Below are 26492 nucleotides of genomic sequence, written 5' to 3' on the forward strand. Positions count from 1 at the left end.
ATTATAACCGAAAAAACATGAAAAAGAACCTTCGACTGACTTTGTTTGCCGCCGCGGCCGCACTGGTATTTGCAGCCTGCAAAAAGGAAAAGAACGAGAAACCGAATGAGAATGAGAACGAAGAAATTACAACCGTGAAACTGACGTTCACCAACACGGCCAATGAAGCGGAAAAAGTGGTGGCCAACTGGAAAGACCTGACCGGCGGCAACCCCGTGATAGATAAAATTGTGCTCAAAGCCAACACCACCTATCACCTCACTACGGAGCTGTTTGACGAGCGCAAGAACCCGGCAGACACCATTACGCATGAAGTAGAAGAGGAAGGGGACGAGCACCGCCTGTTCCACCTGTTTTTCAGCCAGGCCAACGCCAATGTAGCTGATTCTCTTACTACAGTGGCCACGGTTACCCCGCTTGACAAGGATGCCAACAACCTGCCCATCGGGCTGGAAGTGAACGTAGCCACTAAGGGTGCGTTTACCGGCTTTTTGCGCATGGTGGTGCGCCACCAGCCCGGCAATAAGAACGGCAGCTACGGCCCCGGCAGTACGGATGCGCAAACGGAGTTTCCGCTGGAGATCAAATGATTTTTCCCTGAAAACCCTGTAAATTGATACTATTTTAACATAGGGCTTTGAGCGAACCTCAAGCGAACGAGAAGCGAAGGTGAAGCGAAGGAGAAGCGAAGGAAAACAGGGGGGAGACGAGGTTAAAATAGTATTGTCACAAACAAGTTAGAGGCCGGCCTGAAAGACCGGCCTCCTGCATGCCTGGATGGTTGTTCTAATGCTCATCTACGTCCAGGCCTTCCTGGTCTCCAATAACCAGCACCTTGAACGGTTTGTTGCCCACCGGTATGGAACCGAGCTCTTTCAGGCTGGCAGCCTCAAACATTTTGATAGCGCCGCCCGCCTGGTCTGTTACATAAATGCATTTGCGCGATACGCCGAAGTAAGGCTTTTGTGCGGCCGTTGCCCCTGCGGGGATAGCGGGCGCAATTTTGCCTTCTTTTTTCAGCTGGGCGGCGGCAGCGTCAAATATTTTGATGGTGCCGTCCGTGAGCAGCACATACAGGTTGCGGCCGTTTTCATCCAGCATGTACTGGTGAATGTTGCTGTTTTCGTTTTTCAGCACCAGCGAGATCTTTTGGGTGGCCGGGTCTATCTTGTAAAGGCCCAGGGCCAGGTAGCCGAAGAAGTGAGGCAGCGCCTTGTTGCCCAGCACCGTGCCTATCCAGGCCGTACCGAAATTTGCAGGATAGGGAATGAGGGATTGTTTGCCGCCTGGCTCCACTATCAGCACGCCGTCAGGACTGCCAAAGGCGGCCAGCTTGCCGTTGCCCGCGTCACCATGAATGCCCTGGGTGGCAATGGTGCCCTCATGCAGCACGGCGCCAAAGCGGTCTATGATCCTCACTTTTTCCGGCAGGGTACCGCTTACCGGACCGTCTTTTTGTGTAACGGCAATGGTCTGATCGTCAAAGATCACCATGGCGCCATGGTGCGGGGCCGCTACGGGCAATATTTTGCCGGTGGCGCTTTCCAGCTCGCTGTCTTTAAACAGGCTGAGGCTGCCGGTGCCATCATTAAAAATGGCGTTGAGACCGTTATGTGCAAAAAAGTGTGTAGGGCCTGCTTCTGTGAACTGCTGGGCGGCCATTTCCGCGTCGTGTACGTGCAGGTGGCCGCCGTGTTTCTCAATACCGGAATTAAAGAACTCCACCGTATTGGCCGCCCGGCTGAGAATGGCCGCAAACTGGCCGGTGCTGGTAGCATACAGGGCAGGTTGCGCGGCCTTTACAGGGTAAACGGTGGTCTTCTTTGTTAAAGGCTCCAGTACGGTGATCTGGGCTTTGTCTACATCAGACACTACCAGCCGGAGGTACGCCGCTTCCGGCTGCTGGGGGGCTGCGGGTTTGTCGTTCTTGCGGCAACCGGCTGCCACGAGGGCCAGCAACAAACCGGGGATCAGGATTTTTTTCATATAAGAGGGTGTTTTTAGAAGTGCAACAAAGTTGCAAATTTATATATTTGCAACAAAGATGCAAATAGTCTTTTCAGCTGCAGGGCAAGGCAGGGTGTACCGGTCATAACAAAATCCCGCCGGGCAGGAGAGAGTTTCGTAACCGCTCACATAAACAGGGCCGGAAAAAGTAAAGGAGAAAAATTATATTTGTTAGTTATTGCACCGTTAACCGGGAAACCGGTTTCAACATATTGAAATGCACTAAAGATGATCTGACATACTGCTCAGATTTTGGATGAAAAGCAAAAAGGGCCGTTTTTACGGCCCTTGATAAACAAAATGTCTTTATGTCTTTTTAATGTGAATGCCCTGCCGGATGCGGAGAGGAGTGTTCACCATGCTTATGAACCGTGTCCGGCAGGCGCTCCGTCTCTTCATCGTAATACACGAAGAAATAGAGATAGATGGTGCGCGAAATTCGCATCAACCAGGGTTGCAATACCAGCAGTATAACCCCGTTCACCCCCAGCCAGTAGAAGATGCTGTTGTCTTTCCAGGAAATACCGAACAGCAGCCAGTACCAGATCAGGTTAAAAACAGACAGGGCCACGGCAAGCGCATAGCTGACGTAACCGGTACCGAACCAGAAACCCGTTTCCAGCTCATATTGCTGGTTGCAGACGGGGCAGCGCTCATACATGTCAAAAATCTTCGAAAAACGCCAGTGAAAAGGGTTTTTTGTACGGTACATGTTGCCCCTTCTGCAACGGGGGCATTTCATTTTGAGCATGCTGAGAAAGTAGTTCGGTCTTTTGGCCATGGTACCGCAAATTTACAAATTTCCCCCGGCTATGCGGGTTGTATGCTTTCCTGGGTTTTGCGCTCGCCTATCTGCTGGCGCCACATGGCATAATAAAGGCCTTTCTCTGCCAGCAGGGCATGGTGTGCGCCGGTTTCCACAATGCGGCCTTTTTCCAGCACGTAAATGCGGTCTGCATGCATGATGGTAGACAAGCGGTGGGCAATCATTACCGTAATATGTTCCTTGCTGGAAGTAACGTTCCGCACGGTTTGGGTGATCTCTTCTTCGGTGATGGAATCCAGCGCGGAGGTGGCTTCATCAAACACCAGCAGCCGCGGTTGCCGCAGCAATGCGCGGGCAATGGAGAGGCGTTGTTTTTCCCCGCCTGATATTTTGATACCGCCTTCGCCTATCACCGTATCTATCCCTTTTTCCGCACGCGCCAGCAAGCTGTAGCAGGCGGCCCGCTGCAGGGCGCTCATCAGTTCTTCTTCTGTGGCCCTGGGGTTGACGAACAGCAGGTTTTCCCGGATGGTGCCGGAGAACAGCTGGGTGTCTTGCGTAACAAAGCCTATCTGGTGGCGCAGTTCCTCAATATCAATGTCTGACGCGTTCATGCCGTTGTACAGGATGCGGCCTTCACCGGGCTTGTACAGGCCTACCAGCAATTTTACCAGCGTGGTTTTGCCGCTGCCGGAGGGGCCTACAAAGGCAATGGTCTCGCCTATTTTTACATCAAAATTGATATCGTCCAGCGCCTTGTTGAGCGCCGTGAGGTGCTTAAAGCTTACGCCGTCAAATTGCAGCTCCCGTATACCGGAGAGCTTCGGCGGGTTTTGCGGCGTTTCTTCTACCGGCGTTTGCAGGATGCGCTCAAAATTACCCAGCGATACTTCTGCTTCGCGGTAAGCCAGTATGATGTTGCCCAGCTCCTGCAAGGGGCCGAACAGGAAGAAAGAATACAGCTGGAGGGTGAATATCTGCCCCAGCGTGGCCGTATCCCTGTACACCAGGTACAGCAGCAGGAAGAGGATGCTGGAGCGCAGCAGGTTCACAAACGTGCCCTGCACAAAGGCAATACTGCGTACGCTTCTCACTTTCTTCAGCTCCAGCAGCAATATTTTCATGGTGTTGGTATTCAGGCGGCGTATTTCCTGGTTGGTGAGCCCCAGGCTTTTTACCAGCTCAATATTGCGCAATGACTCGGTAGTGGCGCCGGCCAGCACGGTAGTCTCCTTTACAATGTTTTTCTGGATGAACTTGATCTTTCTGCTCAGCACGTTCATCAGCCAGCCCAGCAGCACGCAGCCGCCAAAGTATACGAACACTAATGACCAGTGCACGCGGTAAGCGAACACCATTACAAACACCACGCCCACCAGGGTAGTGAACAGGATGTTAATGAACTGGGAAATGAACTTCTCGGAATCGAGCCGCACCTTTTGCAGTATGGCCAGCGTTTCACCGGAGCGCTGGTCTTCAAACTCCTGGTAAGGCAGGCGCATGGAATGCCGCAAGCCGTCTGTATACATCTGCGCCCCCAGCTTCTGGGTAATGGCGCTCACAAAATAATCCTGGAAAGCCTTGGCAATGCGGGATACCATGGCCACCCCTATGGAGGCCAGCAACAGCAGCAGCACACCGTACAGGTACTGATTTTCGCTGCGGGGTACTACCGTTTCGCCTATCTTGTTGAATGAGTGGGGATGGGCGGCAAACTGGTCTACTATTTTCCCGAATATCCAGGGGTCCATCAGGGAAAACACCTGGTTCACCGTAGCCAGCAACAAAGCCAGCGCAATCAGCCATTTATAGTTCCGGAGGTATTTCAATAATAATTTCATGCGTATATAAGTGGTCTTTTGGGGGCATGGCATTGTAGTTCCCACCGCAGGAGAAATACAGCGGCCCCGGGTTATGCCGCAAAGGTAGGGGAAAATGGGCCTGTAATGATGTTGGAACATCAATTTTAAGCTGCACTTATCACGGTATTTACCCTAAAAATTGCGTAATTTAATAGTACAAGCCGGGAAATCTAAGCAGCATGTTGTAAGCCTGGAAAACTGATATTTTACCCCCTTGACCGGTCATACGCAATAACCCGGCATTGCTCACCACGTTAAAATGCCTGCCGTATGAAAATGTATGATGAAAAACACTTGAAAAACGTTGTGCTCATTGGCGCTGCCAAGAGCGGCAAAACAACGCTGGCTGAGGACATGCTGTTCGAAGCCGGCATCATCAGTAAACGGGGCACCGTAGAAGAAATGAACACGGTGTCTGACTATCACGAAGTGGAACACGAAAGGGGCAATTCCGTATACGCCACTACCCTGCATACGGAATGGAAAGATTACAAGATCAATATCATAGACACGCCGGGGCTGGAGGACTTTGCGGGGGAGCTAATATCTTCCATCCGCGTTTGTGACACGGCAGTAATGCTGCTGCATGCTTACAACGGGGTGGAAGTAGGTACGGAACTGATCTGGGACTATGTTGACCGTTACAACAAACCGACCATTCTGGCCATTAACCACCTGGACCATGAGAATGCCAATTACGCCCAGGTGCTTGAACAGGCCAAAAAGTTTTTTGGTAACGCCGTTACCGTGATGCAATACCCGGTGAACCAGGGCCCGGGGTTCAATGCCATCATAGACCTGCTGAAAATGACCATGTACCGCTTTCCGCCCGGCGGCGGCAAGCCGGAAAAGCTGCCTATACCCCCGGAAGAAAAGGAGCAGGCGGATGCCCTGCATAATGAGCTGGTAGAAAAAGCAGCTGAAAACGATGATGCCCTGATGGAACTGTTCTTTGAAAAAGGAAGCCTGGATGAAGATGAGCTGCGGCAAGGCCTGAAAATAGGCATGATGAAACACCAGGTGTTCCCCGTTTTCTGCCTCAGCGCGCGCAACAACATGGGTAGCGGCCGCCTGATGGGTTTTATTGACAACGTGGCGCCGTCCGCCGTGGAAATGCCGCCTGAACAGGCGGAAGACGGCAAGGAGATACCCTGTGACCCGGCCGGCCCCACCTGCCTGTTCGTTTTCAAAACCTTGCTGGAACCCCACATTGGCAAGCTCTCCTTTTTCAAGGTAATGAGCGGCGAATTAAAAACAGGGCAGGAACTGTACAACGAAAAAGGCGATACTACCGAACGGCTCAACCAGCTCTTCATTGCAGACGGCAAAAACCGGCAGCCCGTGGAGCGCCTCCGTTCAGGGGACATTGGCTGTACCCTCAAGCTCAAGAACACTTTCACCAATCATACGCTGAATGAAAAAAACTTTACCGCGCAAATAGACCCTATCCACTTTCCGCCGCCCAAGGTCAGAGTGGCCATAGTGGCCAAAAACAAGGGAGACGATGAAAAGCTGGGAGAAGTGCTGGCGGAGATCCATACGGAAGACCCTACCCTGGAAATAGAGTATAACCGCGAGCTGAAACAGGTCATATTGCACGGGCAGGGAGACCTGCACCTGGCGGTTACCAAATGGCGGCTGGAAAATATCTACAACATGCAGGTGGAATACCTGCCCGCCCGCATCCCCTACCGCGAAACCATCCAGAAACCCGCCATGGCCTCTTACCGCCACAAAAAACAATCAGGCGGCGCCGGCCAGTTCGGGGAAGTATACATGAAAATTGAACCTTATTATGACGGCATGCCGGTGAGCAAAGAGTTTCCCGTTCGTGAAACGGAAGAAATAGCCCTGAACTGGGGCGGCAAGCTGGTGTTCAATAACTGCATTGTAGGCGGCGCCATAGACGCCCGTTTTCTGCCTTCCATTCTCAAAGGCGTGATGGAAAAAATGCAGGAAGGCCCGCTTACCGGCTCCTACGTGCGTGATGTACGCGTGAGTGTGTATGATGGCAAGATGCACCCCGTAGACAGCAACGATATTTCTTTCAAAATAGCCGGCATGATGGCCTTCCGCGACGCCTTTCACCAGGCCGCCCCGCAACTGCTGGAGCCGGTGTATGACCTCGAGGCCACTGCTCCTGATGTAATGATGGGAGACATTATGAGCGAGCTGCAAACTCACCGCAGCGTCATCACCGGTATGGACAGCGGCAAGGCCAGCCAGGTGATCAAGGCCAAAACCCCGCAGGCCGAGCTGGACAAACTGTTTGCCGCCCTGCGCAACGTTACCCAGGGCAAAGCCAAGGTGAAGGCTGTATTTGCGGAATACGCCCCCGTTCCGTCTGATGTACAGCGGAAACTCAGCGAAGAGTACAAAAAGGTGGAGCAGCAGAACGGTCAGCATTGAAAGCGGCCCCAGTTCCCCCTGTCCAGCGTTCTGAACTGTATGGCCTCCGCAATATGCTCCGCTGCAATATCCGTGCTGCCCGCCAGGTCTGCAATGGTGCGGCTCACCTTCAGAATGCGGTCATACGCCCGCGCTGAAAGCTGCAGGCGCGTCATGGCATTTTCCAGCAGTGATTGAGCGGCCTGGGGGAGGCGGCAATGCCGCTGAAGCAGGCGGTTGTTCATTTGTGCATTGCGGTGGATCTCTTGCGCATTTTTCATGAAACGTTCCAGCTGAATGGCACGCGCGGCCACTACCCGTTCACGGATCGTCTGGCTTGGCTCCTCCGGCAATGCGGAGGTGCGGGCTATGTCAGAGGGAGCTACCGGAGTGACTTCCACATGCAGGTCAATCCGGTCAAGCAGCGGGCCGGATATTTTGTTCAGGTATTTCTGAACAATACCCGGCGGACATGAACAGTCCTTTTCCGGATGATTAAAATATCCGCAAGGGCAAGGGTTCATAGAAGCTATCAGCATAAATGCAGCGGGAAAGTCAACAGAAAAACGTGCCCTCGAAATCGTGATCCTTCTTTCTTCCATGGGCTGCCTTAGTGCTTCAAGCACTGAGCGTTTAAATTCAGGAAGCTCATCAAGGAATAATATGCCATGATGGGCCAGCGATATTTCTCCCGGAACGGGCATACTGCCTCCTCCTGCCAGCGCAATGTCACTAATGGTATGATGGGGTGAACGGAAGGGAGGGTTGGTAATGATGCTTGTGCCACCGGGCAGCTTTCCGGCCACAGAATGTATTTTTGTGCTTTCCAGGGCCTCATCGAGCGTCAGGGGAGGGAGTATGGTGGGCAACCGTTTGGCCAGCATTGTTTTGCCCGCGCCGGGAGGGCCTATCAGAATAAGGTTGTGGCCTCCGGCGGCAGCAATTTCCATGGCCCTTTTAATAGAACGCTGGCCTTTTACTTCATCAAAATCTATGTCAAACTGCCTGGCACCGGTTGTTTCACAATTGCGCACGCCTGAACATTGCCTTTCCATCGCCTGTGAATGATCCGTGATCGGGCTCTCCTGCCCCTTAGAAAAATCCACCTCAAATCTTTCCTGTATGGCATGGCTGCCGCGCGGCTGCGGCTCAAGCGTTTCCTTACCCTGCAAAAAATCTGTCACCTCGCCGCAGTGCTTCGCGCCATACACTTCCAGGCCCTCTACCATAGCGGCTTCCTGCGCGTTCTGGTATGGCAGTATAATGCCCCTGAACCCTTCTTTTTTTGCCTGCAATGCCATGGAGAGCGCTCCCCTGACGGGGCGCAAAGAACCGTCCAGCGATAGCTCTCCCATGATGATGTATGCCTCCGGAGAGCGGGTGTATACTACCTGTTTTGAGGCGGCCAGTATGCCGGCGGTGATGGGAAGGTCATATGCTGCGCCCGCTTTGCGGATGTCTGCCGGCGCCATGTTGACCACCGTGCGCAGCCGCGGCATTTTGTAGCCGGTGTTCTTGATAACGGTCTCTATGCGGTAGGCGCTTTCTTTTACCGCGTTATCAGGCAGGCCCACCAGGAAGAATTTGGTGCCCTGGCCTACGTTGACCTCAATGGTGATGGTGATGGCTTCCACGCCATGTACGGCGCTTCCGAATACTTTAGTGAGCATGTAACAAACAATGGTTGGTGCCCTCCGAAGATAGTCAATTTCCTTCTTTCATCGCTGCCAGCAGCTCAATAACTTTTTCTTTTTTCAGGATCAGGTAGCCCAGTTTCTCTTTCGCAATGCCGTTCTTCAATTCATAGGTGAAGCGCAGGTTATCATCTACCACTTCTGACTGGAAGTATTTGAAAATGATCTGGTCTTCCTGCTGCAGCTCTTCCGCAATTTCGTACAGGTGGGTGGAGAGGATGTAGAGGCACTGGTGGTTATGCAGCAGCCCGTGAATAACGGCCAGGGAACAGTTTTTGGCGTCTTCCACATTGGTGCCCTTGAACATTTCGTCTATCAGTATCAGCCAGTTTTTTTGGTTGCTGATCTTGATGATGGTGTTCTTGATACGCTGCACCTCGTTATAGAAGTAACTTTCGCCCTTGAAAATATTGTCTTTCACATCAATATTGCTGAGTATGCCGTGGAAGAAGCTGAGCTGCATTTCTTTGGCCGGCACGCCCAGGCCCAGGTGGGCCAGGAATACGGAGATGCCTACAGCCTTGATGAAGGTGGTTTTACCGGCCATGTTGGCGCCCGTCAGGAAAATGAAATGGCGGTGCGGGTCCATGGCCACATCGTACGCTACCGGCTGCGGTAATATGAGGTGATACAGTTGTTTGATGGCAATGTGCGGTTTGTTCTCTTCGGAGAAAACCGGAAAGTTGAGCGAGAAGTGGCGCATGGCCATGGCCATGCTGTGATACGCATCCAGGCGGGTGTAAAGCTCCGTCAGCTCCCACAGCGCTTTTTTGTGACGGCTGCGGATCAGCTTATCGTACCGCAGTATCTGCACGAAGTTAAAATTGTCGTTGGCCTTGAGCTGCACCACGTCCTGGAATTCCTTGTGCTGTATCAGCACCCGCGCTCTTTCCAGTATGGAGCGCAGGGTAACGGGCGCGTGCTCAACATCTACCGTTTGGGTGAGATGGGTGAAGCCGTTGATGAGGTTGATGATCTGGTCAAAGGAAAATTTGATGAACCCGAAGTCAGGCGCATAAATGGTTTTGGTGATCACCGCGTTCAGGTAGAGGGCGGGGCCTTCTGAATTGGAGATAGGCTCTATTTCCGCGTTCAGGTAGTTCTCCACCACTACAATGGTACCATTGGAGATCATGGGCGGCCAGGCATCCGCATGGTCAAGCAGGTATTGCAGCATTTGCTGGCGGTTGTGGATGGAGGCAATGTCCTTCAGCGGGTTGCTGAACAACGTGCGCAGGTACTCGCGGCCGCCGGAGGTAGTGGTGAAATCCAGTTTATGGAACAGGGAGTATTCGTCTTCACGGTTGAAGATAGAAAGATCGAGATAGGTTGTTTTATCCAGCTCCATTCGCAGAAATTTATGTGAATTTACAGTGAATCGTATTACGGAGGTAGATGCAGGATAGTAAAAATTCCATATAAATTTTATACGGCAGGGCAGATTTTTTCCTGCCGTATAAAATTATGCGTTGAACAGGAGGCGCTGTCCTAACTGATTTTCATTGAATTGCCCGTTTTCGTAAGCCAGGTGGCCGTTTACGAAGGTATGCGTAACGGCCGCCGGGAAGGTGTGGCCTTCAAAGGGGCTCCAGCCGCATTTATAGTAGATATTGTTTTTGTTTACCGTTGTGGAGGCGGCCAGGTCTGCTATCACGGCGTCTGCATAGTATCCTTCACGCAGGTAACCCCTTTCTTTAATGCGGAAGCACTCCGCCGGGGCGTGGCTCATTTTCTGCACCATTTTTTCTATGGTAAAGCGGCCTGCCTTTACCTGCTCCAGCATCATCAGCAGGCTGTGCTGTACCAGCGGCACACCGGAGGGCGCCTGCAGGTAGGGCTGCTGTTTTTCGTCCCAGGTATGGGGCGCATGGTCTGTGGCAATGATGTCCAGCCGGTCATCCAGCAAGCCTTTCCAGAGCGCTTCGCGGTGGTGAGGCGCTTTAATGGCGGGATTGCATTTGATGAGGTTGCCGTATTTCGTATAGTCATCTGCGGTAAACCACAGGTGGTGCACGCATACTTCCGCCGTAATCCTTTTTTCCTGCAGGGGCAGCAGGTTGCCGAACAGCTGCAGCTCCTTTTCAGTGGAGATGTGCAGGATGTGCAGGCGGGAGTTGTGCTTTTTGGCAAACTGGATGGCTACCAGGGAAGATTCAAAACAGGCTTCCTCATTGCGGATGAGGGGATGATCTGCCGCGGTGAGGGCATCTCCTTTTGCCTGTTTGAACTGTTCCATATTGGCGCGGATGATCTTCTCATCTTCACAGTGGGTGGCAATGAGCAGTTCCGTTTCCGAGAATATCTTTTCGAGGGTGAGGTAATTGTCTACCAGCATGTTGCCGGTAGACGAGCCCATGAATATTTTTACGCCTGCTACGCGGTCTTTTTTGGCGTTGGTTTTCAGCACTTCCTCCGCATTATCATTAGCCACGCCCATGAAGAAAGAATAGTTGGCGAGGGAGCCGGCGGCCGCAATGCTGTATTTATCTTCCAGCCTTTCCTGGGTAACGGCTTCCGGCTTGGTATTGGGCATTTCCATGAAGCTGGTGGTACCTCCTGCCACGGCGGCGCGGGCTTCTGAGGCTATGGTGGCTTTGTGGGTAAGGCCCGGCTCACGGAAGTGCACCTGGTCATCTATAACCCCGGGGAGCAGATGTTTCCCTTCCCCGTTTATTTCCCTGCCTTGGGCGTTGATCTGCGACGCTATTTTTTCTATGCGGCCATTGCGGATGAGTACGTCCTGCACTTTGGTGCTGCCCTCATTCACTACGGCTATATTGCGGAGGATGATATTTTGCATGGCGCAAAGGTAAGAACTTTACCCTTGCAGATGGATGGAAAACACGATCATGCGGGAATGCAGCTGGTCTATCACGTTGGAGTAGCGCAGGTTGGGGTCTTTCACATGCACGTTGTTAAGGCCGTTGCTGATCTTGAACTCAGGGGTGAAAATGAAAGACGGGAAATAAAATTCGAACCCGGCGCCAAGTTCAAAGCCGTAGGTGGTTTTGTTGATCTTCACCAGGTCTTCCGCCATGCGCGCGCTTTTGTTCGAAGCAAGGTCATGGTCTACCTTCACGCCGGCTATAGTATATACCCGCATGTTGTTGATGCGGTCTGATTTGAACTTGATCTGGAGGGGAAAGCTGACTACAATAGATTCCACTTTCTTTTCCGTATCTCTCTTGGGATAGTTTTCCTTGAAAAAGAGGTTTTTATTGGCAAACAGCAGCTGGGGGTTCACCCGCAGGTCAAAACGGTTGCTGAGGCGCAGGTTGGCCAGCAGGCCCAGGTTAAAGCCCACGGTTTTCAGCGGTTCTGCCACCATGATGGAATCCTGGTGGAGGAAAATATCGGAATGGGTCAGCCGGAGGGAAGACTGGTTGGCCGCCAGGGTGATGCCGAAATAATAAGGTTTGCGGTCATGTTCCTCCATATTGATCTGTGCCCTGGCCGGCAGTGCACTGAGCAGGAGCAACAACGCGCCCGCTAGCGGGTAGCGCAATAAATGGAACATATGCCGAAGGTTAGCGTTTTGCATGTAACAGCCTGAAACCCAACTTTGTGTAAAATATCGCACATTGCCTGGCCCTGGGGGAACGCCTTTACGGAACTTGGCAGGTAGGTGTAGGCTGCTTTATTACGTGCGATCCATTTCCCGATCCAGGGAGTAATATAACGAAAATAAAAATTATATAATTGTTTCACGGGCGTTTTGGTGGGATTGGAAAACTCCAGTATCACCGCCTTTCCGCCGGGTTTGAGCACCCTGCACATTTCAGACAGCCCCTTTTCCAGGTTTTCAAAGTTCCGCACGCCAAAGGCCGCCGTTATGGCATCAAACGTTGCATCGGGAAAATTTATTGTTTCGCTGTCTCCCTGCTGCAGCGTGATCTTGCCGTCAAAACCGGCTTTGCTCACCTTGGCGCGGCCCAGCTCCAGCATGCCTTCGGAAATGTCTATGCCGGTGATATGGTCAGGCTGCAGCATGCGCTGGGCCATGATGGCCACGTCTCCGGTGCCGGTGGCCACGTCCAGCATCTGTTTGGGCTGCAGGCTTTTCAGCATGCGGAGGGCTTTTTTACGCCAGGTAACGTCAATGCCAAGGCTCATAAAGCGGTTCAGGAAATCGTACCGGCCCGCAATGTCGTCAAACATGTGGGCTATCTGCTCCTTCTTGCTTAATTTTGACCCTTCAAACGGGACCACCTTCTGTACATCTTTACTGGCCATAGTGCCGCAAAGGTAGTTGAGGGGCCGCAAATGGAAAAATTATGGTGATCAAATCTGCAGAATACCTGATCAGTAATGTAGACTGGGAAAAATGCCCGGTGGCGGACAAACCGGAATACGCCTTTATCGGCCGTTCCAATGTGGGCAAGTCCAGCCTGATCAATATGCTGGCCAATCAGCAAAAGCTGGCCAAAACGTCCGGCACGCCGGGTAAAACGCAGCTGATCAATCATTTCCTGATCAACAAGGAATGGTACCTGGTAGATTTGCCGGGCTATGGTTTTGCAAAAGTATCTCAAAGCCAGCGCAGAAGCTGGGAGCAGATGATCGAGAACTATCTGCGCAAGCGACCTAACCTGGTGAATGTATTTGTGCTGATAGACAGCCGGTTAACGCCGCAGAAAATAGATATCGAGTTTATCAATCAGTTGGGGGAGTGGCAGATACCTTTCCAGCTGGTGTTCACAAAGGCAGACAAGAACACGCAACTGGAAACCAGTCGGAATGTGAAGGCTTTTTTGAACAAGCTCCGGGAAACCTGGCAGTTCCTGCCCGCCAATTACGTTACGTCAACGGTAAAAAAGACAGGCCGGGACCAGATCCTGGCGTTTATTGAGGAAATGAACGCGCGCTTCCGCGGAATAGCCTAGTTCACTATTTTGTTGGCACAGCTGCTGCTGGCAAAGGCTTCAGGCTTGGCCTTGAAAGCAAAGCCCATACCCAGGATGTAGCCCATGGCCTCACGCAGGGCCAGGTTGCTCTTGAACTGCGGATTGGTGTTGATGTCCGCATGCACTTCCATATCCACGTCATACTCCGTGAACAGGTCGCACAGCTCATAAGCGATCTCGATGCTTTTGGCTACTTCTACCAGCATTCTTTCTTTGATGGAATACACATCGCGGGTCCTTTCATTGTGGATGAACATGAACCCGCCGTGCCCCTCGCGGAGGAACACAATTACGGTGGCAAATTCCGTATCAGGCCCTTTAACCTGGGAGTCTGTGCCGATGCAGACTTTTAAGCGGTTGCCAAGGCCGGTTTCCCGGACAATGGCATGCCGCACTTCCTCCTTAATGGGCAGGTGAATAGGATCGCCATTAAATCTTCTCCATTTCATGAGATGATGTTTGAGAGTGAAATACTAACGGTAACGGATATCCGGTCTGATGGGTCTTTATGCCGAGAGGGTCAACAAGAATGCATGTAAGATTATCCGAATATACAACTTTTTACTGCAGTTACAGCAAAGGGCGGGGAGCAGGGGCCCGGTTTGGGGAAACGATGTGGATTATTATGCGGCCAGCGCCTGGCATATGGCAGTGAGGTCAGTACTGCCCCGTGCTCAGCATCACCAGGGTGCAGGCCTCTTTGGCCTCAATGCCGTTTTCCCCGGCCTTGGCGATCAGTTCGGTGTTTTCCGTGCCGGGGTTGAAAATGATACGTTTCGGGTGCAGGCCCAGGATGTAGTCGTAATACTCCTGCTGCAGCGTGGGGTTAAGATATAACGTAACGGTATCAACGTTTTGAAGGGGCGGATGTTCTTTGGTGATGGGCGTATCGCCTATCTGCCCCGCTCTTTTCCCGATGGCCACCACCGGATGCCCGTTGGCCCGCAGGCGGTTCACGGCCAGAAAGCTGTAGCGCTGCGGGTTTTCTGATGCGCCAATTACCACGGTCAGTTTAGGAGTGCTCATATGGCTACAGCAGCAAAACACATACCAAGGCCAATTACCGACGTACTGTCAGTTGATTCAGAACAGGTGGTAACGCCGGCGCGGCAGGCTGCCGATGATCTGCGCCATGGCCCCTTCCAGCTGCGGGTACCGGAAGCTGAAGCCGGCCTGTGTAATGCGCGTGGGCAACACCCAGCGGCTTTTCAGGAGCAGTTCTGTTTCCGTGCCTATCAGCGCAGCGCCTATTTTCAGCATCCACGCGGGGGCGGGCAAGCCAAAGAGGTGGCCGGCGGCTTTGCGCAGGGTGGCCATGAACTCACGGTTGGTAACCGGGCCTGGCGCGGCGCAGTTATAGGTGCCGCTGCACTCCGGGTGCTCAAACAACCATTCCATCATACGGGCCACGTCTGTGATGTGCACCCAGCTATACATCTGGCGGCCGTTGCCCTGGTAACCGCCCAGGCCGAACTTCACCAGGTTGAGGTAAGGTTCCATCACGCCCTGTTTGCCGAGCGTAATGGCAATGCGCAATACCGCTTTACGTGTATGCGGCAGGGTGAGATCATTGAAGGTTTTTTCCCAGAGCCGGCACACCTGCACGGAAAAATCGTCATGGAACTCGCCCGTAAATTCATCCATGGGCCGGTCTTCCGCATGGCGGTAAATGGTAGCGGAGGCGGCATTGATCCAGAGCGCCGGGGGCTTTTGCAGGCTTTTGACGGCTTCGCCCAGTATGGCGGTACTTTGCCGGCGGCTGTCGAAAATGGCGGCTTTATTGGCTTCATTATACCGGCAGTTCACGCTTTTGCCCGCCAGGTTCACCAGCAGATCTGCTCCCTCCAGCTCCTGCACCCAGGGGCCGGGGCTTTTCCCGTCCCACTGCACGTAGCTTACTGTACCGGAACGGCGGGCTTTGGCCCTGCTGAGCACTACAATGCTGTTCTCCGGGCCGAAGTATTCTATCAGGCCTGCGCCTATGAACCCGCTGCCGCCGGCAATCACGATCTTTTTATTTTTCATGGCAAGGATATTTTAAATCTTTCAGAAAACATTGAAACATTGTGGTATAATGAAAAACAATGGATGGAAGGCTCCGTTGTTAGCGGATCACTTTCAGCAAAGTGCTGTAAAACCAGTTCTCTTCTGACTTGATAAAGGCGTTGAGGGCCGCGTCTGTCTGGTTGGCGAACTTCTGGATGTTCTGTATGGTTTCGCGGAAGGCCTTTACGTGTTTATCTTTTTGGTCCCCTTCTACTTTGTTGAGCTGCAGTAACACTTTGAGCACCGGGTCCAGCTCGCGTTTTTTTCTTTCCCTGGCAATGGCAATGCCTACTTTCCAGATGTCTTTTTCGGCAACGAAGAATTCTTTCCTTTCGCCCGGCACCAGTATTTTTTCCACGATGCCCCAGTTCATGAGCTCGCGCACGTTCATGTTGGCATTACCCCGCGAAATGTCAAGCGCTTCCATGATCTCTTCGGCGCTCAGCGGGTCAGGGGCAATCAGCAGCAGGGCATGTATCTGGGCCATGGTGCGGTTAACGCCCCATTGCGCGCCCAGCAGGCCCCATGCCTGGATGAATTGTGCTTTGGCTTCTGACAATTTCATATACCAAAGCTATAGAATGTTTTTGAACTTTCAAAACTTATTGAAATATAAATGGGGGAATTATTCATCTCCGTACAGGGCTACCCGGTTGCCTTCGCTGTCGAGAATAATGGCGTACCGCCCCGCATCGGGGAACGGGGTTACTTCCCGTTCAATACGCCCGCCCGCAGCCACCACGCGTTCCAGCACGCCGGTTACGCCGTTGCCGCAGTAGAGGTAAACGAGGCATCCGCGCTGGCTGCTCAGGAAATCGGGGCCCTGCACAATGGCGCCGCCTACTCCGCCTTCGGCCGCATCAAACTGCAGCAGCCCCCGGCGGTCTGCGCCCTGGAAGTATTCCTGGATGTCTGCCTGGAGTATGGCGCTGTAGAACTGCTTCGCCCGTTCGAAGTTCATCACAGGAATTTCAAACCAATGTATAGCATTTTTGGCGTGCGGCATTGCGTTACGTTTGGGGGTACGAATATAAATTTAGCAAAATATGGTGGGATTTTTTAGGATTTTTCCAAGAGTGGCAGGGATGGCGATGCAGGCGGAAACAGGATTGCCGGTTACCTGGCTTGGGCGTGAAAAACACACCGGGCCGGGGTAGGGAGCCGGCCGGAAACGGTGTTGCATCCAGCTTGCTATCTGGGCCGGGCATTTTTAGAACATTCCGGCCAGGGTACGTCAAAAAAGAACGCCCCCGGTTGTACCGGAGGCGTTCAGGCATATGCTGCAATGATCTTATACGAACATGGTTACCGGGTTTTCCAGGAAACCTTTCAGGGTTACGAGGAAACGGGCGCCCACAGCTCCGTCTACCGTTCTGTGGTCGCAGCTCATGGTCACTTTCATGATGTTGGTGGCCTTGAACTGGCCGTTTTCCACCACTACGGTCTCTTTAATGCCGCCTACAGCCAGGATGGCGGAGTCTGGCGGGTTGATGATGGCGGTGAACTCTTCAATGCCCATCATGCCCAGGTTGGACACGGTGAAGGTATTGCCGGTAAACTCCTGCGGCTGCAGTTTTTTGTTTTTGGCTTTATCGTTCAGGGCTTTGGTTTCAGCGGCAATCTGTGAGAAGCTCTTCTGGTCGGCAAAGCGGATCACCGGAACAATCAGCCCTTCGTCTACCGCTACGGCGGAGCCGATGTGGATATGCTGGTTGTGGCGGATGAAATCACCCATCCAGCTGCTGTTCACGTCAGGGTGGAGGCGCAGGGCCATAGCGCAGGCCTTGATCACCATGTCGTTGAAAGAAACTTTCACGGGAGATACCTTGTTGATGCCTTCGCGGGCTTCTATGGCCTTGTCCATGTTAATTTCCATGGTAAGGTAGAAGTGCGGCGCGCTGAACTTGCTTTCTCCCAGGCGGCGGGCTATCACCTTCCGCATCTGGGAAACGGGGGTATCTGTATAACCTTCCTGGCCTGCGGGGGCAAACGGCGCCACTTTGGGGGCGGCGGCGGGAGCGCCTGCTGCGGGGGCAGCGGCTGGCGCGGCTTTGGAAGGTACAAAACTGTCAATGTCTTTTTTCACAATGCGGCCGCCATCTCCGGTACCGGTTACCTGGTTGATGTCTATGCCTTTTTCCTCTGCCAGTTTTTTGGCAAGGGGAGAGGCTTTCACCCGGCCTCCGTCTGTACCGCCGGCAGCGGCGGGTGCTGCTTCAGCGGCGGCCTGTGCCGGCGCGGCAGCAGCTGCTTCAGGGGCTGCGGCCTTGGCGGGAGCGGCGCCACCTGCTTTTTCAGCGGCCAGGATGGCTTCTATATTGGCTTCCTTTTTACCTACAATGGCAATAATACCGTTCACCTTGGCGGCTTCGCCTTCGGGAACGCCTATGTACAGCAGGGTACCGTCTGCATATCCTATCACTTCCATGGTAGCCTTGTCGGTTTCCACTTCCGCCAGCACATCATCACTTTTAACGGTATCGCCTACTTTTTTATTCCAGGCCACGATCTTGCCTTCCGTCATGGTATCGCTAAGCAGGGGCATACGGATCACCGTAGCATCTTTCAGCGCTTTTTCCAGGGCGGCGTTATCAACGGCAGGTTTTTCTTCTGCTGCGGGAGCGGCTTCTTTGGCCGGCGCCTCTTTTGCGGCCGGAGCGGCGGCTGTGGCGGCGCTTCCGTTGCCTTCCAGCAGCGGCTTGTAATCTTCTCCCGGTTTACCCACAATGGCAATGATGTCATTTACCTTGGCGGCCTTTCCTTTCTCCACACCTATATATAACAACGTTCCGTCCACGTAGCCGATCACTTCCATGGTGGCCTTGTCGGTTTCCACTTCTGCAATCACATCGTCTGACTTAACGGTATCGCCTACCTTCTTATGCCATTCCGCAATCACCCCTTCCGTCATGGTATCGCTTAAAAGGGGCATTCTGATAACTTCTGCCATAGTGTTTCTTCGAAATTTTGCCCAAACCTACAAGTTTTTGCGCAAAAACGCAAAGCATACGGGTGAAGGGTGTTTAAAAAATAGATATTATCAAAAACGGACTGCCTAAAAGTCCAGTTCCATGTTCAGCCTGTCTTTCAGCTCTTTCACCAGCGGGTATTTTTCAACCATGCGGGCGTACTGCTCCCGGCTTGAAAGCGGTGCGGGGCCGGTATCTGCTACTTCCTGCTGGCTTTCGTCCAGCGAGAGGGTGAGCACCAGGTCTTTGTTCCTGAATTTCTTTTTGAAGAAATCTGATATTTCGAGCTTTTCTTCTTCCATGAACCGGTACTGCACAATGTTACGGCTGATGAGCCCTATTTCTTCAGGCCCCAGCAGCACTACCTGTGCCAGTTGCAGGTTGCCCACCACGGTCATTTTATTGGCCTGGCGGAAGCGGTCTATAAATTCTTCCCAGTAAACTGCCAGTGCGCCGGCGGTAAGGGGTACGCTGGCGGAGGCGGCCGCCGCGGCTGCAGCGTTCTCATGCTGCTGTTTTGCGGCCAGGGCTTCTCTCATGGCGGCCAGGCCGGTGAGCTTGGTGGTGGGTGCCGTGGCGGGATTGCCTGATGCGGGCCGTGACGATGGCGGCGGCATGGCGCCGGATACCGGTGATTGGCCAACGCTTCCCGTACCGGGAGCACCGGCTGTGTGAGCCGCGCCTGAAACGCCTGCAGGCGCAGCTGAACCTGCAGTTCCTGCACCAGCTGGCGTAGCCAAACCTGAGGCGCCCGTTGCCGGGCTCGCAGTGCCTGCCGGCGTAGCCATAGCGGCGGCTGCTACGGCGCCATGAGCGTGCGTTGCAGAACCGGTTGCAGTTTGTACGCCCGGTTGCGGCATATTGCCCGTGCCCGCCTGCCCCTTCTCCACTTCAATGGTCAGCCGGGGGGTATCTGCCGCAATACTCTTGCTGGTAGCGGGTTTGCCATAAATGGGCTGGGCCATCGGAGCCCGCAGCCGTTGCGGCGCCCCTTCAGGGATCAGGTTTTTTTTTACCACTTCGCCGCTCTGGTCGTTGCTGACGAGGGTAACGGCCTGCTGCAGGTAACAGAGCCTGATCAGCGCCATTTCCACATGCAGGCGCTTGTTGCGCGCCATGCGGTAGCCTATTTCATTTTCATTCAGCAGGTGCAGGGCGGTAACCAGGTAGGCGGCGCTCACCCGGCCGCTCATCTGCTTGTAACGGTCTTTCAGGTTGGCGCTTACTTCCATCAGGTGCAGCACCTTCTCGTCTTTACACACCAGCAGGTTGCGCAGAAATTCCGCCCAGCCGCCGAGGAAGTTGTCTCCTTCAAAACCCTTCTGCAGAATTTCGTCATAGATCAGCAGGGCGCCGGCTACATCCTGTGTCAGCACGGCGTCCATTACCTTGAAGAAATAATCGTAGTCCAGTATGTTGAGGTGCTCCAGCGTATTCTGGTAGGTGAGGTGGCCGCCGGTAAAGCTCACGATCTTGTCAAGCGTGCTGAGGGAATCCCGCATGCAGCCGTCGGTTTTCTGGGCTATCAGGTGCAGCGCGTCGCCTTCCGCCGTCATACCTTCCTTGCCCACGATCTCCTGCAGGTGGTCTACCGTATCCTGTATGGTGATGCGCTTGAAGTCGAATATCTGGCAGCGGCTCAGGATGGTGGGCAGAATTTTGTGCTTTTCCGTGGTGGCCAGTATAAAAATGGCATAGGAGGGGGGCTCTTCCAGCGTTTTCAGAAAGGCGTTGAAGGCCGAAGAGCTGAGCATGTGCACCTCATCTATGATATAGATCTTGTACTTGCCGGCCTGGGGAGCAAACCGTACCTGGTCTACCAGGGTGCGGATATCGTCTACGGAGTTATTGGAGGCCGCATCCAGCTCATGAATATTAAAAGAGCTGCCCTCATTGAAGGTGCGGCAGGAATTACACGCGTTACAGGCCTCCCCGTCTGGCTGCAAATTCTCGCAGTTGATGGTTTTGGCCAGTATGCGGGCACAGGTGGTTTTACCTACGCCGCGCGGCCCGCAAAACAGGAAGGCATGCGCCAGCTGGTTGTTGCGGATGGCATTTTTAAGCGTTGTGGTGATATGGGCTTGCCCAACTACCGTTGAGAAGTTCTGCGGACGGTACTTACGGGCGGATACAATAAAATTTTCCATGATGGGACTGACTCCTTTCCAAAGTTCGAAAGTAACGCAAAAAGTAGGAACTAAAAAGTGATTTCGCGGCGGCCCGCCGGCAAGGCTTCACGGCCTACACTATAGGGTGCCGCCTGAACTCCTTCTCCCGGTCAAACAGGTAGCGGTAGGTAACCAGCCGCCGGCTGCGGTAGGTGCCCAGGCTTTCTGCGATATTGATCATTTTGGGGTTAAAATCCCCTATCCACTGCATCTCATAGTCATCATACAACATTTGGCCCTGGATAATGGAAGCCCCCTCCATGATCAGGTAGGCGTCTACCCCCTTGCCCTGGAACTCAGGCACCACGCCAAACACAATGCCCGTGAACTTGCGGCAGGCCCCGGTCATTTTCAGCCACAGGAACTGCAGCTTCTGCAGCAGGCCAAACTTGCCGCCCATGTGTTTGAAGTACTGGTTCAGCTCCGGCAGGTTCAGCCAGCAGGCAATGGGCTCGTTGTTATAGTAGGCAAACCACACTATTTTCTCATCCATCACGGGTTTCATCTTTTTGAACAGCACCAGGGTCTGTTCTTTGGTAATTTCCTTGCCGCCGCCATGGCCTGCCCATGCCTTATTATAAATGGTGGTAAAATCTTGCGCAAAATCTTCCAGCCGGTCCTTTTTGATATGCCGGGCCGAGTAGGCCGGGTCTTTGGCCAGCGCGGCATGCCGGGTGTAGAATTTTTCCTGTACGCGGTCTTTCACGTTCAGGGCAAAGCAGATCTGGTTAAAAAACAGCCTGAAACCGTAATTCTCAAACAATTGCTGGTAATAGGGCGGGTTGTAAGACATGCCGTAGGGCGGGTTTTTATAGCCTTCCACCTGCAGCCCCCACCACCGGTCCCGGTCCCCGAAGTTAATAGGGCCGTCCATAGCGCCCATGCCCCTTTCCTGCAGCCAGGCTTTGGCGGTGTTGAACAGCAGGTTGGCCGCCTCCTGGTCATTGATGCAGTCAAAAAAACCAACGCCGCCAACGGGCACGTCGTCTCCCTTGGAGCGGTATTTTTTGTTCACAAATGCGGCAATGCGCCCGGCAAGGCGCCCCTGCGCGTCCGTCATCACCCAGCGGATGCACTCCCCCGAGCGGAAGGCCTTGTTCCTGGCAGGGTCGAATACTTCTTCTATATCCTTGTCCAGCGGCTGGATCCAGCCATCCTGCTCCCGGTTCAGCTCCACGTGAACATCCAGGAACTGACGGGCGGTTTTTTCATTTTCTACAACAATTAATTGCATCGGGCGCATTTTACAAAAATAAAAGTTAATGTTGTTCCGTTAATTATTTCTGCAGAGATATCCGGTCTTTTCAGCACTTTATCCCAGCGCCCGTGCAGTCTGTCACAATTAACATTTCGTTTAGTCTTCGGCGTCTATATTTATGAAAAGAATCCGCGTAGAGTTGGATGGAAAGAAATCCCTGAATTTTTTATGGAAAAAGTGATCCCGTGCATCCCGGTTAGGAAACCATAGAAGCAGCAGAATGGACGCAGCGCTCAATTGACCCTTTGATAACTTAACTATTCACACACGCATTTTGCCTATGTTCAAGAAAAAATGGTGGCTCATTGCCGCATCCCTCATTGTTTGCCTGGTAGTGTTTTACTACGTATTTGCAAATAAGCCTGCGGGCGTTATCCCGATCATTGAAGTAAAAAAAGGCAATTTCCGCGATGTGGTGGTCAGCCCCGGGGAGCTGATGGCGGAAAACACCGTTTACATCCAGGCCCCCTCCGGCCTCCAATCCAACCAGATCTACGAAGAGATCAAGATACAGGACATGGTGGCTGAAGGCAGCCATGTGAAGGAAGGCGACTACATTGCCTCTCTTGACCCTGCCGTGGTGAACAAAAAGATAGGGGACGTGCAGCTGGAGCTGGACAGGGCCGTTACCACCCTGTCTCAAACCTCCCTGGACACTACCCTGCAGATGCGGGAATCACGAGACAATATGCAGAACCTCAGGTTCCAGATGGAGCAGAAGAAGCTGGCCCTGGAGCTGAGCAAGTTTGAGCCCCCGGCCACCATCCGCCAGGCGGAGCTTGACCTGGAAAAGGCCCAGCGTGACCTTGACCAGCTCGTGGAGAAATACAAGATCCAGCAGCGGCAGGCCGCCGCCAAAATGGACCAGGCCGCACGTGAAGTGAAACGCCGCCAGGAGCAGGTAAGCAGCCTGGAAGAGCTGCGCAGCAAATTCCGCATTACCGCCCCCAAAAAAGGACTGCTGGTATATATAGTAGATTATGCGGCAGGCGGCAAAAAGAAAGCCGGCTCCGCCATCCGCTCCTGGGACCCCCGCCTGGCCATGCTGCCAGACCTTTCCAGCATGATGTCCAAAACCTACATTAATGAGGTAGACATCAGCAAGATCAAAAGAGAACAGAAAGTGACCATGGGCCTTGACGCCTTCCCCGAAGTAAAGCTCAGCGGCATCGTCACCTCCGTGGCCAACATCGGCGAGAACCGCCCTGGTTCCAATGCCAAGGTGTTTGAAGTGATGATCAAGCTGGACAAGGTAGATTCCATTCTCAAACCCGGCATGACCACCTCCAACAACATCCTCATCAACCAGATACCTGACAAAATGATCATCCCGCTGGAATGCGTGTTCAGCGAAAAAACGCACAGCTACGTATACTTGAGCAAAGGCAACGCCATAGAGAAGCGCGAAGTAAAGCTGGGTAAAAGCAACGATGAGGAAGTGGTGGTAGAAAAAGGGCTGGAAAAAGGGGACAGGCTGTACATGGCAGAGCCCCCCGCCGCAAAAGACAACAAGCTCACTCTCCTCAAATAAAAACCAACAGCATGCGAAAAATATGGGGAGCCCGTAACATGAACAATCTCAACATTGCGCTGGATTCGCTCGTGGCCAACCGTCTCAGGTCTTTCCTGACCGCGCTGGGCATTATTTTCGGCGTAGGCGCGGTAATAGCCATGCTGGCCATTGGCCGCGGCGCCAAAGAAGAGATCATGAACCAGATGAAACTGGTGGGCGTTAATAACATTGTGATCAAACCGGTGCTGGAAGACAAGAAAGACGAGGAAGAAAAAGCAGCGCAGGGCAAGAATACGGAAGAAGAAAAGAAAAAGTTCTCCAAAGGCCTCAGCCTGCAGGATGCGCACAGCATCCTGAAAATGGTGCCCACCGTGGAAGCCATCAGCCCTGAAATGATACTGGAGCAGGATGTGATTTACAGCGGCAAAAGCAAACGCCTGAAAATGGTGGGCGTGGAACCGTCTTTTTTTGCGCTCAACAACATCGGCCTTTCCTCCGGCAAAATGTTCAATGAACAGCACCTGGGCGGCGGGGAAGGCGTATGTATCATTGGCGCGGGAGTGAAAAGAAAGTTCTTCATTTCTGAAGACCCCCTGGGCAAAGTGATCAAATGCGGCCAGCAGTGGCTCAAGATCATAGGGGTGACGGATGAAAAGCTGATCAGCAGCGCCACCAAGCAGAACCTTGGCATCCGCGACTATAACATGGACATTTACGTGCCCATCCGCACCACCCTGGTGCGTTACCGCAACCCGGCCATCCGCATCGAGCACCGCAGCTGGTTTGAAGATGACGATAGCCGCAACCAGCCCGTTAACCAGTCTGTTCACCAGCTGGACCAGCTGGTGGTAAAAGTACAGCAGCCGGAGCAGCTCACCGCCTCCGCCGGCATCATCAGCCGCATGCTGAAGCGCCGGCACAGTGATGTGATGGACTTTGAAGTGAGCATACCGGAGCAGCTGCTGCAGCAGCAACAGAAAACGAAAGACGTGTTCAACATAGTGCTCAGCGCCATTGCAGGCATTTCCCTGCTGGTGGGCGGCATCGGCATTATGAACATCATGCTGGCCTCCGTGCTGGAGCGCACCAAGGAAATCGGCATCCGCATGGCCCTGGGCGCGCAGAAAAGGGACATTGTGATGCAGTTTCTCTTCGAGGCCGTGCTCATCAGCCTCTGCGGCGGTTTTATAGGCATTATCCTGGGTGTGCTGGGCGCTTATATTGTAGACAAGGTGGCCGATATCAAAACCATCATTTCCGTTATTTCCATCTTCTTATCTTTTGTACTGGCTTCTTCCGTTGGGCTGATATTCGGAATATCCCCCGCCCGGAAGGCGGCTAACCAGAACCCGATTGAATGTTTACGTCATGCCTAGATTCAAATTCTTTTTATGTTCCCTCTGCGCTATGAGTATTGCAACGGCAGCCGCTGCGCAGCAAAAAATGGTATTGCAGGATGTAGTGGGTATGGCGCAACGCAGTTCGCCCTCCTATTACCGCGCGCAAAGCCGGGCGCTGAACTCGTTGTACGCTTACCGGTATTTTAAAGCGGGGCAAATGCCGCGCCTGGTGCTGAACTTCAACAACGCCAGCAGCCCTATGGGAGAAACCACTACCATAGAGCAGCCGAACGGTGAAATAGAAGTGCGCCGCCGCTCTACTTCCAACTCTACGCTGGGCCTGGGCCTGCAGCAAATAGTACCGTGGACGGGCGGCATCTTTTCAGTGCGCTCGGACCTGGGGCGGGTAGACGTTTTTTCACCGGAAAGCAAAACCAGCTACTGGGCCACTCCCTTTACCCTCAACTATAACCAGCCCACTTTCCTGTACAATCCTTACAACTGGGAGCGTAAAATATCGCCGTTGATGTACGAGGAAAGCAAACGCACCTACGTAGAAGACCTGGAGCGCGTGGCGCTGGATGCTTCCGCCTTTTTCTTTGCCGCCCTGTCCGCGCAGACGCAGGAAAAGATCTACCAGCTGAATGTACAGAATACGGACACGCTGTATAAAATATCCAAAGGCCGCTTTGACCTGGGTAGAATTGCGGAGAACGAGCTGCTGCAGATAGAGCTGAGCCTGCTGAACGCGCGCAACTCCCTGGAGCAGGCCACCCTGCAGAAAGAGATTGCCTACCAGGAGCTGAAACGTTTCCTGAACATGCCGAAAGACGCGGATATAGAGCTGACGCTTCCCAATAACACGCCCACTTTTGACGTGCCGCTGGACAAGGCCGTGGCCGAGGCCGGCAACAACCGGCAGTCCGTGCTGGAATTTCGCCGGCGGCGGCTGGAAGCGGAGCAGGATGTGGCCCAGGCGCGTGGCAACAGCGGCTACGAGCTGAACCTTTCCGCGCAGATGGGGCAAGCCGGCGGCGGGCTGGACCCCAGTACCATAAAAGGCGCGTACAGCGGGGGAGAGGTGCAGCAGCGGTTCAATGTAGGCGTTTCCATTCCCGTAATGGACTGGGGCCGCGCCCGCAACCGCGTGAGGCAGGCCAAGGCCAACCGTGACCTGATAGAGATAGACGTGCAGCAGGCGGAGCGCTCCTTTGAGCAGGAGGTATACCTGCAAACCCAGCAGTTCAATATCCAGAAAAAGCTGCTGGCCAGCGCCACCAAGGCAGATACGATTGCCCAGCTGCGTTACGAGATTACCAAACAGCGCTACCTGATCGGTAAAATATCTATTACAGACCTCAACCTGGCGCAGCAGGAAAAAGACCAGGCCAGCCAGGGATATATTTCCGCCCTGCGCAATTTCTGGAATGCCTACTACACCGTGCGCAGGCTGACCCTGTATGATTTTGAACGGGACGGGAAGATACGCTACGAGTTTAATGAAGAGTAAGGAACTACCACCGCTTCCCGCTCTTGTAACGGGCAAGGAAGCGCTCAAAGATACGTGAGGAACTGGT

Annotated in this window: 22 protein-coding genes; 6 read left to right on the plus strand and 16 right to left on the minus strand. The window is 53.4% G+C overall.

What is annotated here, in order from left to right; translation table 11 throughout:
• Positions 1 to 17 precede the first annotated feature (17 nt).
• Entirely contained in the window at positions 18 to 590 is a 573-nt protein-coding gene (locus tag ABDW36_RS06870) for a hypothetical protein (protein ID WP_343701138.1), read from the plus strand.
• Positions 591 to 786: 196 nt separating this feature from the next.
• Here the strand turns inward: ABDW36_RS06870 and ABDW36_RS06875 are convergent, their stop codons facing one another.
• The 3 genes from ABDW36_RS06875 to ABDW36_RS06885 all read right to left on the minus strand — a co-directional run bounded on the left by ABDW36_RS06875 (position 787) and on the right by ABDW36_RS06885 (position 4614).
• Positions 787 to 1986, minus strand: a complete 1200-nt coding sequence (locus ABDW36_RS06875; protein ID WP_343701139.1) for a hypothetical protein — start codon at positions 1984 to 1986, stop codon at positions 787 to 789.
• Positions 1987 to 2323: 337 nt separating this feature from the next.
• Positions 2324 to 2788, minus strand: coding sequence for a DUF983 domain-containing protein (locus tag ABDW36_RS06880; RefSeq protein ID WP_343701140.1), 465 nt, complete (start codon positions 2786 to 2788; stop codon positions 2324 to 2326).
• 29 nt (positions 2789 to 2817) lie between these two features.
• Positions 2818 to 4614 carry an ABC transporter ATP-binding protein gene (locus tag ABDW36_RS06885; RefSeq protein WP_343701141.1) on the minus strand — a complete coding sequence of 599 codons (1797 nt, stop codon included), beginning with the start codon at positions 4612 to 4614 and terminating at the stop codon, positions 2818 to 2820.
• Between the two features lie 291 nt (positions 4615 to 4905).
• Between ABDW36_RS06885 and ABDW36_RS06890 the strand changes: the two genes are divergently transcribed.
• Entirely contained in the window at positions 4906 to 7044 is a 2139-nt protein-coding gene (locus ABDW36_RS06890) for an elongation factor G (RefSeq protein WP_343701142.1), read from the plus strand.
• On the opposite strand, the gene ABDW36_RS06895 is transcribed toward ABDW36_RS06890, so the two are convergent.
• From ABDW36_RS06895 to ubiE, 5 genes are all read right to left on the minus strand, one after another.
• The gene (locus ABDW36_RS06895) at positions 7035 to 8693 is read right to left on the minus strand and encodes a YifB family Mg chelatase-like AAA ATPase (protein WP_343701143.1); all 1659 of its coding nucleotides are present in this window, start codon (positions 8691 to 8693) and stop codon (positions 7035 to 7037) included. The two genes, ABDW36_RS06890 and ABDW36_RS06895, sit on opposite strands and share 10 nt — an antisense overlap.
• A gap of 34 nt (positions 8694 to 8727) precedes the next feature.
• Positions 8728 to 10065 carry a DNA mismatch repair protein MutS gene (locus ABDW36_RS06900; protein ID WP_343701144.1) on the minus strand — a complete coding sequence of 446 codons (1338 nt, stop codon included), beginning with the start codon at positions 10063 to 10065 and terminating at the stop codon, positions 8728 to 8730.
• Positions 10066 to 10179: 114 nt separating this feature from the next.
• A complete protein-coding gene (locus tag ABDW36_RS06905) occupies positions 10180 to 11517 on the minus strand; it encodes a dihydroorotase (protein WP_343701145.1) in 1338 nt (445 codons plus the stop codon).
• A gap of 18 nt (positions 11518 to 11535) precedes the next feature.
• Positions 11536 to 12234: a porin family protein gene (locus tag ABDW36_RS06910; RefSeq protein WP_343701146.1), complete on the minus strand. Its 699-nt coding sequence runs from the start codon at positions 12232 to 12234 to the stop codon at positions 11536 to 11538.
• A complete protein-coding gene (ubiE, locus tag ABDW36_RS06915; RefSeq protein ID WP_343701147.1) occupies positions 12207 to 12950 on the minus strand; it encodes a bifunctional demethylmenaquinone methyltransferase/2-methoxy-6-polyprenyl-1,4-benzoquinol methylase UbiE in 744 nt (247 codons plus the stop codon). Before ubiE ends, ABDW36_RS06910 begins: the two co-directional genes overlap by 28 nt.
• 41 nt (positions 12951 to 12991) lie before the next feature.
• On the opposite strand from ubiE, the gene yihA reads away from it, so the two are divergent.
• Positions 12992 to 13600, plus strand: a complete 609-nt coding sequence (gene yihA, locus ABDW36_RS06920; protein WP_343701148.1) for a ribosome biogenesis GTP-binding protein YihA/YsxC — start codon at positions 12992 to 12994, stop codon at positions 13598 to 13600.
• Here yihA and ABDW36_RS06925 read toward each other — a convergent pair.
• From ABDW36_RS06925 to ABDW36_RS06960, 8 genes are all read right to left on the minus strand, one after another.
• A complete protein-coding gene (locus ABDW36_RS06925) occupies positions 13597 to 14070 on the minus strand; it encodes a ribonuclease H-like YkuK family protein (protein WP_119076844.1) in 474 nt (157 codons plus the stop codon). The genes yihA and ABDW36_RS06925 overlap by 4 nt on opposite strands.
• Positions 14071 to 14278: 208 nt before the next feature.
• Positions 14279 to 14647, minus strand: coding sequence for a CoA-binding protein (locus ABDW36_RS06930; RefSeq protein WP_343701149.1), 369 nt, complete (start codon positions 14645 to 14647; stop codon positions 14279 to 14281).
• A 57-nt stretch (positions 14648 to 14704) separates the two neighbouring features.
• Positions 14705 to 15646: a TIGR01777 family oxidoreductase gene (locus ABDW36_RS06935; protein ID WP_343701150.1), complete on the minus strand. Its 942-nt coding sequence runs from the start codon at positions 15644 to 15646 to the stop codon at positions 14705 to 14707.
• A 79-nt stretch (positions 15647 to 15725) separates the two neighbouring features.
• Complete coding sequence (locus ABDW36_RS06940) at positions 15726 to 16232, minus strand: MarR family transcriptional regulator (protein WP_343701151.1); 507 nt, start codon at positions 16230 to 16232, stop codon at positions 15726 to 15728.
• A 60-nt stretch (positions 16233 to 16292) separates the two neighbouring features.
• Complete coding sequence (locus ABDW36_RS06945; RefSeq protein WP_343701152.1) at positions 16293 to 16673, minus strand: VOC family protein; 381 nt, start codon at positions 16671 to 16673, stop codon at positions 16293 to 16295.
• Between the two features lie 285 nt (positions 16674 to 16958).
• Positions 16959 to 18617: a pyruvate dehydrogenase complex dihydrolipoamide acetyltransferase gene (locus ABDW36_RS06950; protein ID WP_343701153.1), complete on the minus strand. Its 1659-nt coding sequence runs from the start codon at positions 18615 to 18617 to the stop codon at positions 16959 to 16961.
• A 105-nt stretch (positions 18618 to 18722) separates the two neighbouring features.
• Positions 18723 to 20783 carry a DNA polymerase III subunit gamma/tau gene (locus tag ABDW36_RS06955; RefSeq protein ID WP_343701154.1) on the minus strand — a complete coding sequence of 687 codons (2061 nt, stop codon included), beginning with the start codon at positions 20781 to 20783 and terminating at the stop codon, positions 18723 to 18725.
• A 94-nt stretch (positions 20784 to 20877) separates the two neighbouring features.
• Positions 20878 to 22038, minus strand: a complete 1161-nt coding sequence (locus tag ABDW36_RS06960) for a hypothetical protein (RefSeq protein WP_343701155.1) — start codon at positions 22036 to 22038, stop codon at positions 20878 to 20880.
• A 304-nt stretch (positions 22039 to 22342) separates the two neighbouring features.
• On the opposite strand from ABDW36_RS06960, the gene ABDW36_RS06965 reads away from it, so the two are divergent.
• Genes ABDW36_RS06965 through ABDW36_RS06975 form a run of 3 tightly spaced genes read left to right on the plus strand, consistent with a single transcriptional unit; the run spans position 22343 to position 26425 of the window.
• On the plus strand, positions 22343 to 23593 hold the full coding sequence (locus ABDW36_RS06965; RefSeq protein WP_343701156.1) for an efflux RND transporter periplasmic adaptor subunit: 1251 nt from the start codon (positions 22343 to 22345) through the stop codon (positions 23591 to 23593).
• 11 nt (positions 23594 to 23604) lie between these two features.
• Positions 23605 to 24951 carry an ABC transporter permease gene (locus tag ABDW36_RS06970; RefSeq protein WP_343701157.1) on the plus strand — a complete coding sequence of 449 codons (1347 nt, stop codon included), beginning with the start codon at positions 23605 to 23607 and terminating at the stop codon, positions 24949 to 24951.
• The gene (locus tag ABDW36_RS06975) at positions 24944 to 26425 is read left to right on the plus strand and encodes a TolC family protein (protein ID WP_343701158.1); all 1482 of its coding nucleotides are present in this window, start codon (positions 24944 to 24946) and stop codon (positions 26423 to 26425) included. Before ABDW36_RS06970 ends, ABDW36_RS06975 begins: the two co-directional genes overlap by 8 nt.
• The last annotated feature ends 67 nt before the right edge of the window (positions 26426 to 26492 follow it).

Source organism: Chitinophaga sp., assembly GCF_039596455.1.
Lineage (GTDB): Bacteria > Bacteroidota > Bacteroidia > Chitinophagales > Chitinophagaceae > Chitinophaga.

Excerpts from the sequence above, each read along its gene's own strand:
- ABDW36_RS06870 (WP_343701138.1), top strand. The coding sequence starts at position 18 with ATGAAAAAGAACCTTCGACTGACTTTGTTTGCCGCCGCGGCCGCACTG.
- ABDW36_RS06875 (WP_343701139.1), bottom strand. The coding sequence starts at position 1,986 with ATGAAAAAAATCCTGATCCCCGGTTTGTTGCTGGCCCTCGTGGCAGCC.
- ABDW36_RS06880 (WP_343701140.1), bottom strand. The coding sequence starts at position 2,788 with ATGGCCAAAAGACCGAACTACTTTCTCAGCATGCTCAAAATGAAATGC.
- ABDW36_RS06885 (WP_343701141.1), bottom strand. The coding sequence starts at position 4,614 with ATGAAATTATTATTGAAATACCTCCGGAACTATAAATGGCTGATTGCG.
- ABDW36_RS06890 (WP_343701142.1), top strand. The coding sequence starts at position 4,906 with ATGAAAATGTATGATGAAAAACACTTGAAAAACGTTGTGCTCATTGGC.
- ABDW36_RS06895 (WP_343701143.1), bottom strand. The coding sequence starts at position 8,693 with ATGCTCACTAAAGTATTCGGAAGCGCCGTACATGGCGTGGAAGCCATC.
- ABDW36_RS06900 (WP_343701144.1), bottom strand. The coding sequence starts at position 10,065 with ATGGAGCTGGATAAAACAACCTATCTCGATCTTTCTATCTTCAACCGT.
- ABDW36_RS06905 (WP_343701145.1), bottom strand. The coding sequence starts at position 11,517 with ATGCAAAATATCATCCTCCGCAATATAGCCGTAGTGAATGAGGGCAGC.
- ABDW36_RS06910 (WP_343701146.1), bottom strand. The coding sequence starts at position 12,234 with ATGTTCCATTTATTGCGCTACCCGCTAGCGGGCGCGTTGTTGCTCCTG.
- ubiE (WP_343701147.1), bottom strand. The coding sequence starts at position 12,950 with ATGGCCAGTAAAGATGTACAGAAGGTGGTCCCGTTTGAAGGGTCAAAA.
- yihA (WP_343701148.1), top strand. The coding sequence starts at position 12,992 with ATGGTGATCAAATCTGCAGAATACCTGATCAGTAATGTAGACTGGGAA.
- ABDW36_RS06925 (WP_119076844.1), bottom strand. The coding sequence starts at position 14,070 with ATGAAATGGAGAAGATTTAATGGCGATCCTATTCACCTGCCCATTAAG.
- ABDW36_RS06930 (WP_343701149.1), bottom strand. The coding sequence starts at position 14,647 with ATGAGCACTCCTAAACTGACCGTGGTAATTGGCGCATCAGAAAACCCG.
- ABDW36_RS06935 (WP_343701150.1), bottom strand. The coding sequence starts at position 15,646 with ATGAAAAATAAAAAGATCGTGATTGCCGGCGGCAGCGGGTTCATAGGC.
- ABDW36_RS06940 (WP_343701151.1), bottom strand. The coding sequence starts at position 16,232 with ATGAAATTGTCAGAAGCCAAAGCACAATTCATCCAGGCATGGGGCCTG.
- ABDW36_RS06945 (WP_343701152.1), bottom strand. The coding sequence starts at position 16,673 with ATGCCGCACGCCAAAAATGCTATACATTGGTTTGAAATTCCTGTGATG.
- ABDW36_RS06950 (WP_343701153.1), bottom strand. The coding sequence starts at position 18,617 with ATGGCAGAAGTTATCAGAATGCCCCTTTTAAGCGATACCATGACGGAA.
- ABDW36_RS06955 (WP_343701154.1), bottom strand. The coding sequence starts at position 20,783 with ATGGAAAATTTTATTGTATCCGCCCGTAAGTACCGTCCGCAGAACTTC.
- ABDW36_RS06960 (WP_343701155.1), bottom strand. The coding sequence starts at position 22,038 with ATGCAATTAATTGTTGTAGAAAATGAAAAAACCGCCCGTCAGTTCCTG.
- ABDW36_RS06965 (WP_343701156.1), top strand. The coding sequence starts at position 22,343 with ATGTTCAAGAAAAAATGGTGGCTCATTGCCGCATCCCTCATTGTTTGC.
- ABDW36_RS06970 (WP_343701157.1), top strand. The coding sequence starts at position 23,605 with ATGCGAAAAATATGGGGAGCCCGTAACATGAACAATCTCAACATTGCG.
- ABDW36_RS06975 (WP_343701158.1), top strand. The coding sequence starts at position 24,944 with ATGCCTAGATTCAAATTCTTTTTATGTTCCCTCTGCGCTATGAGTATT.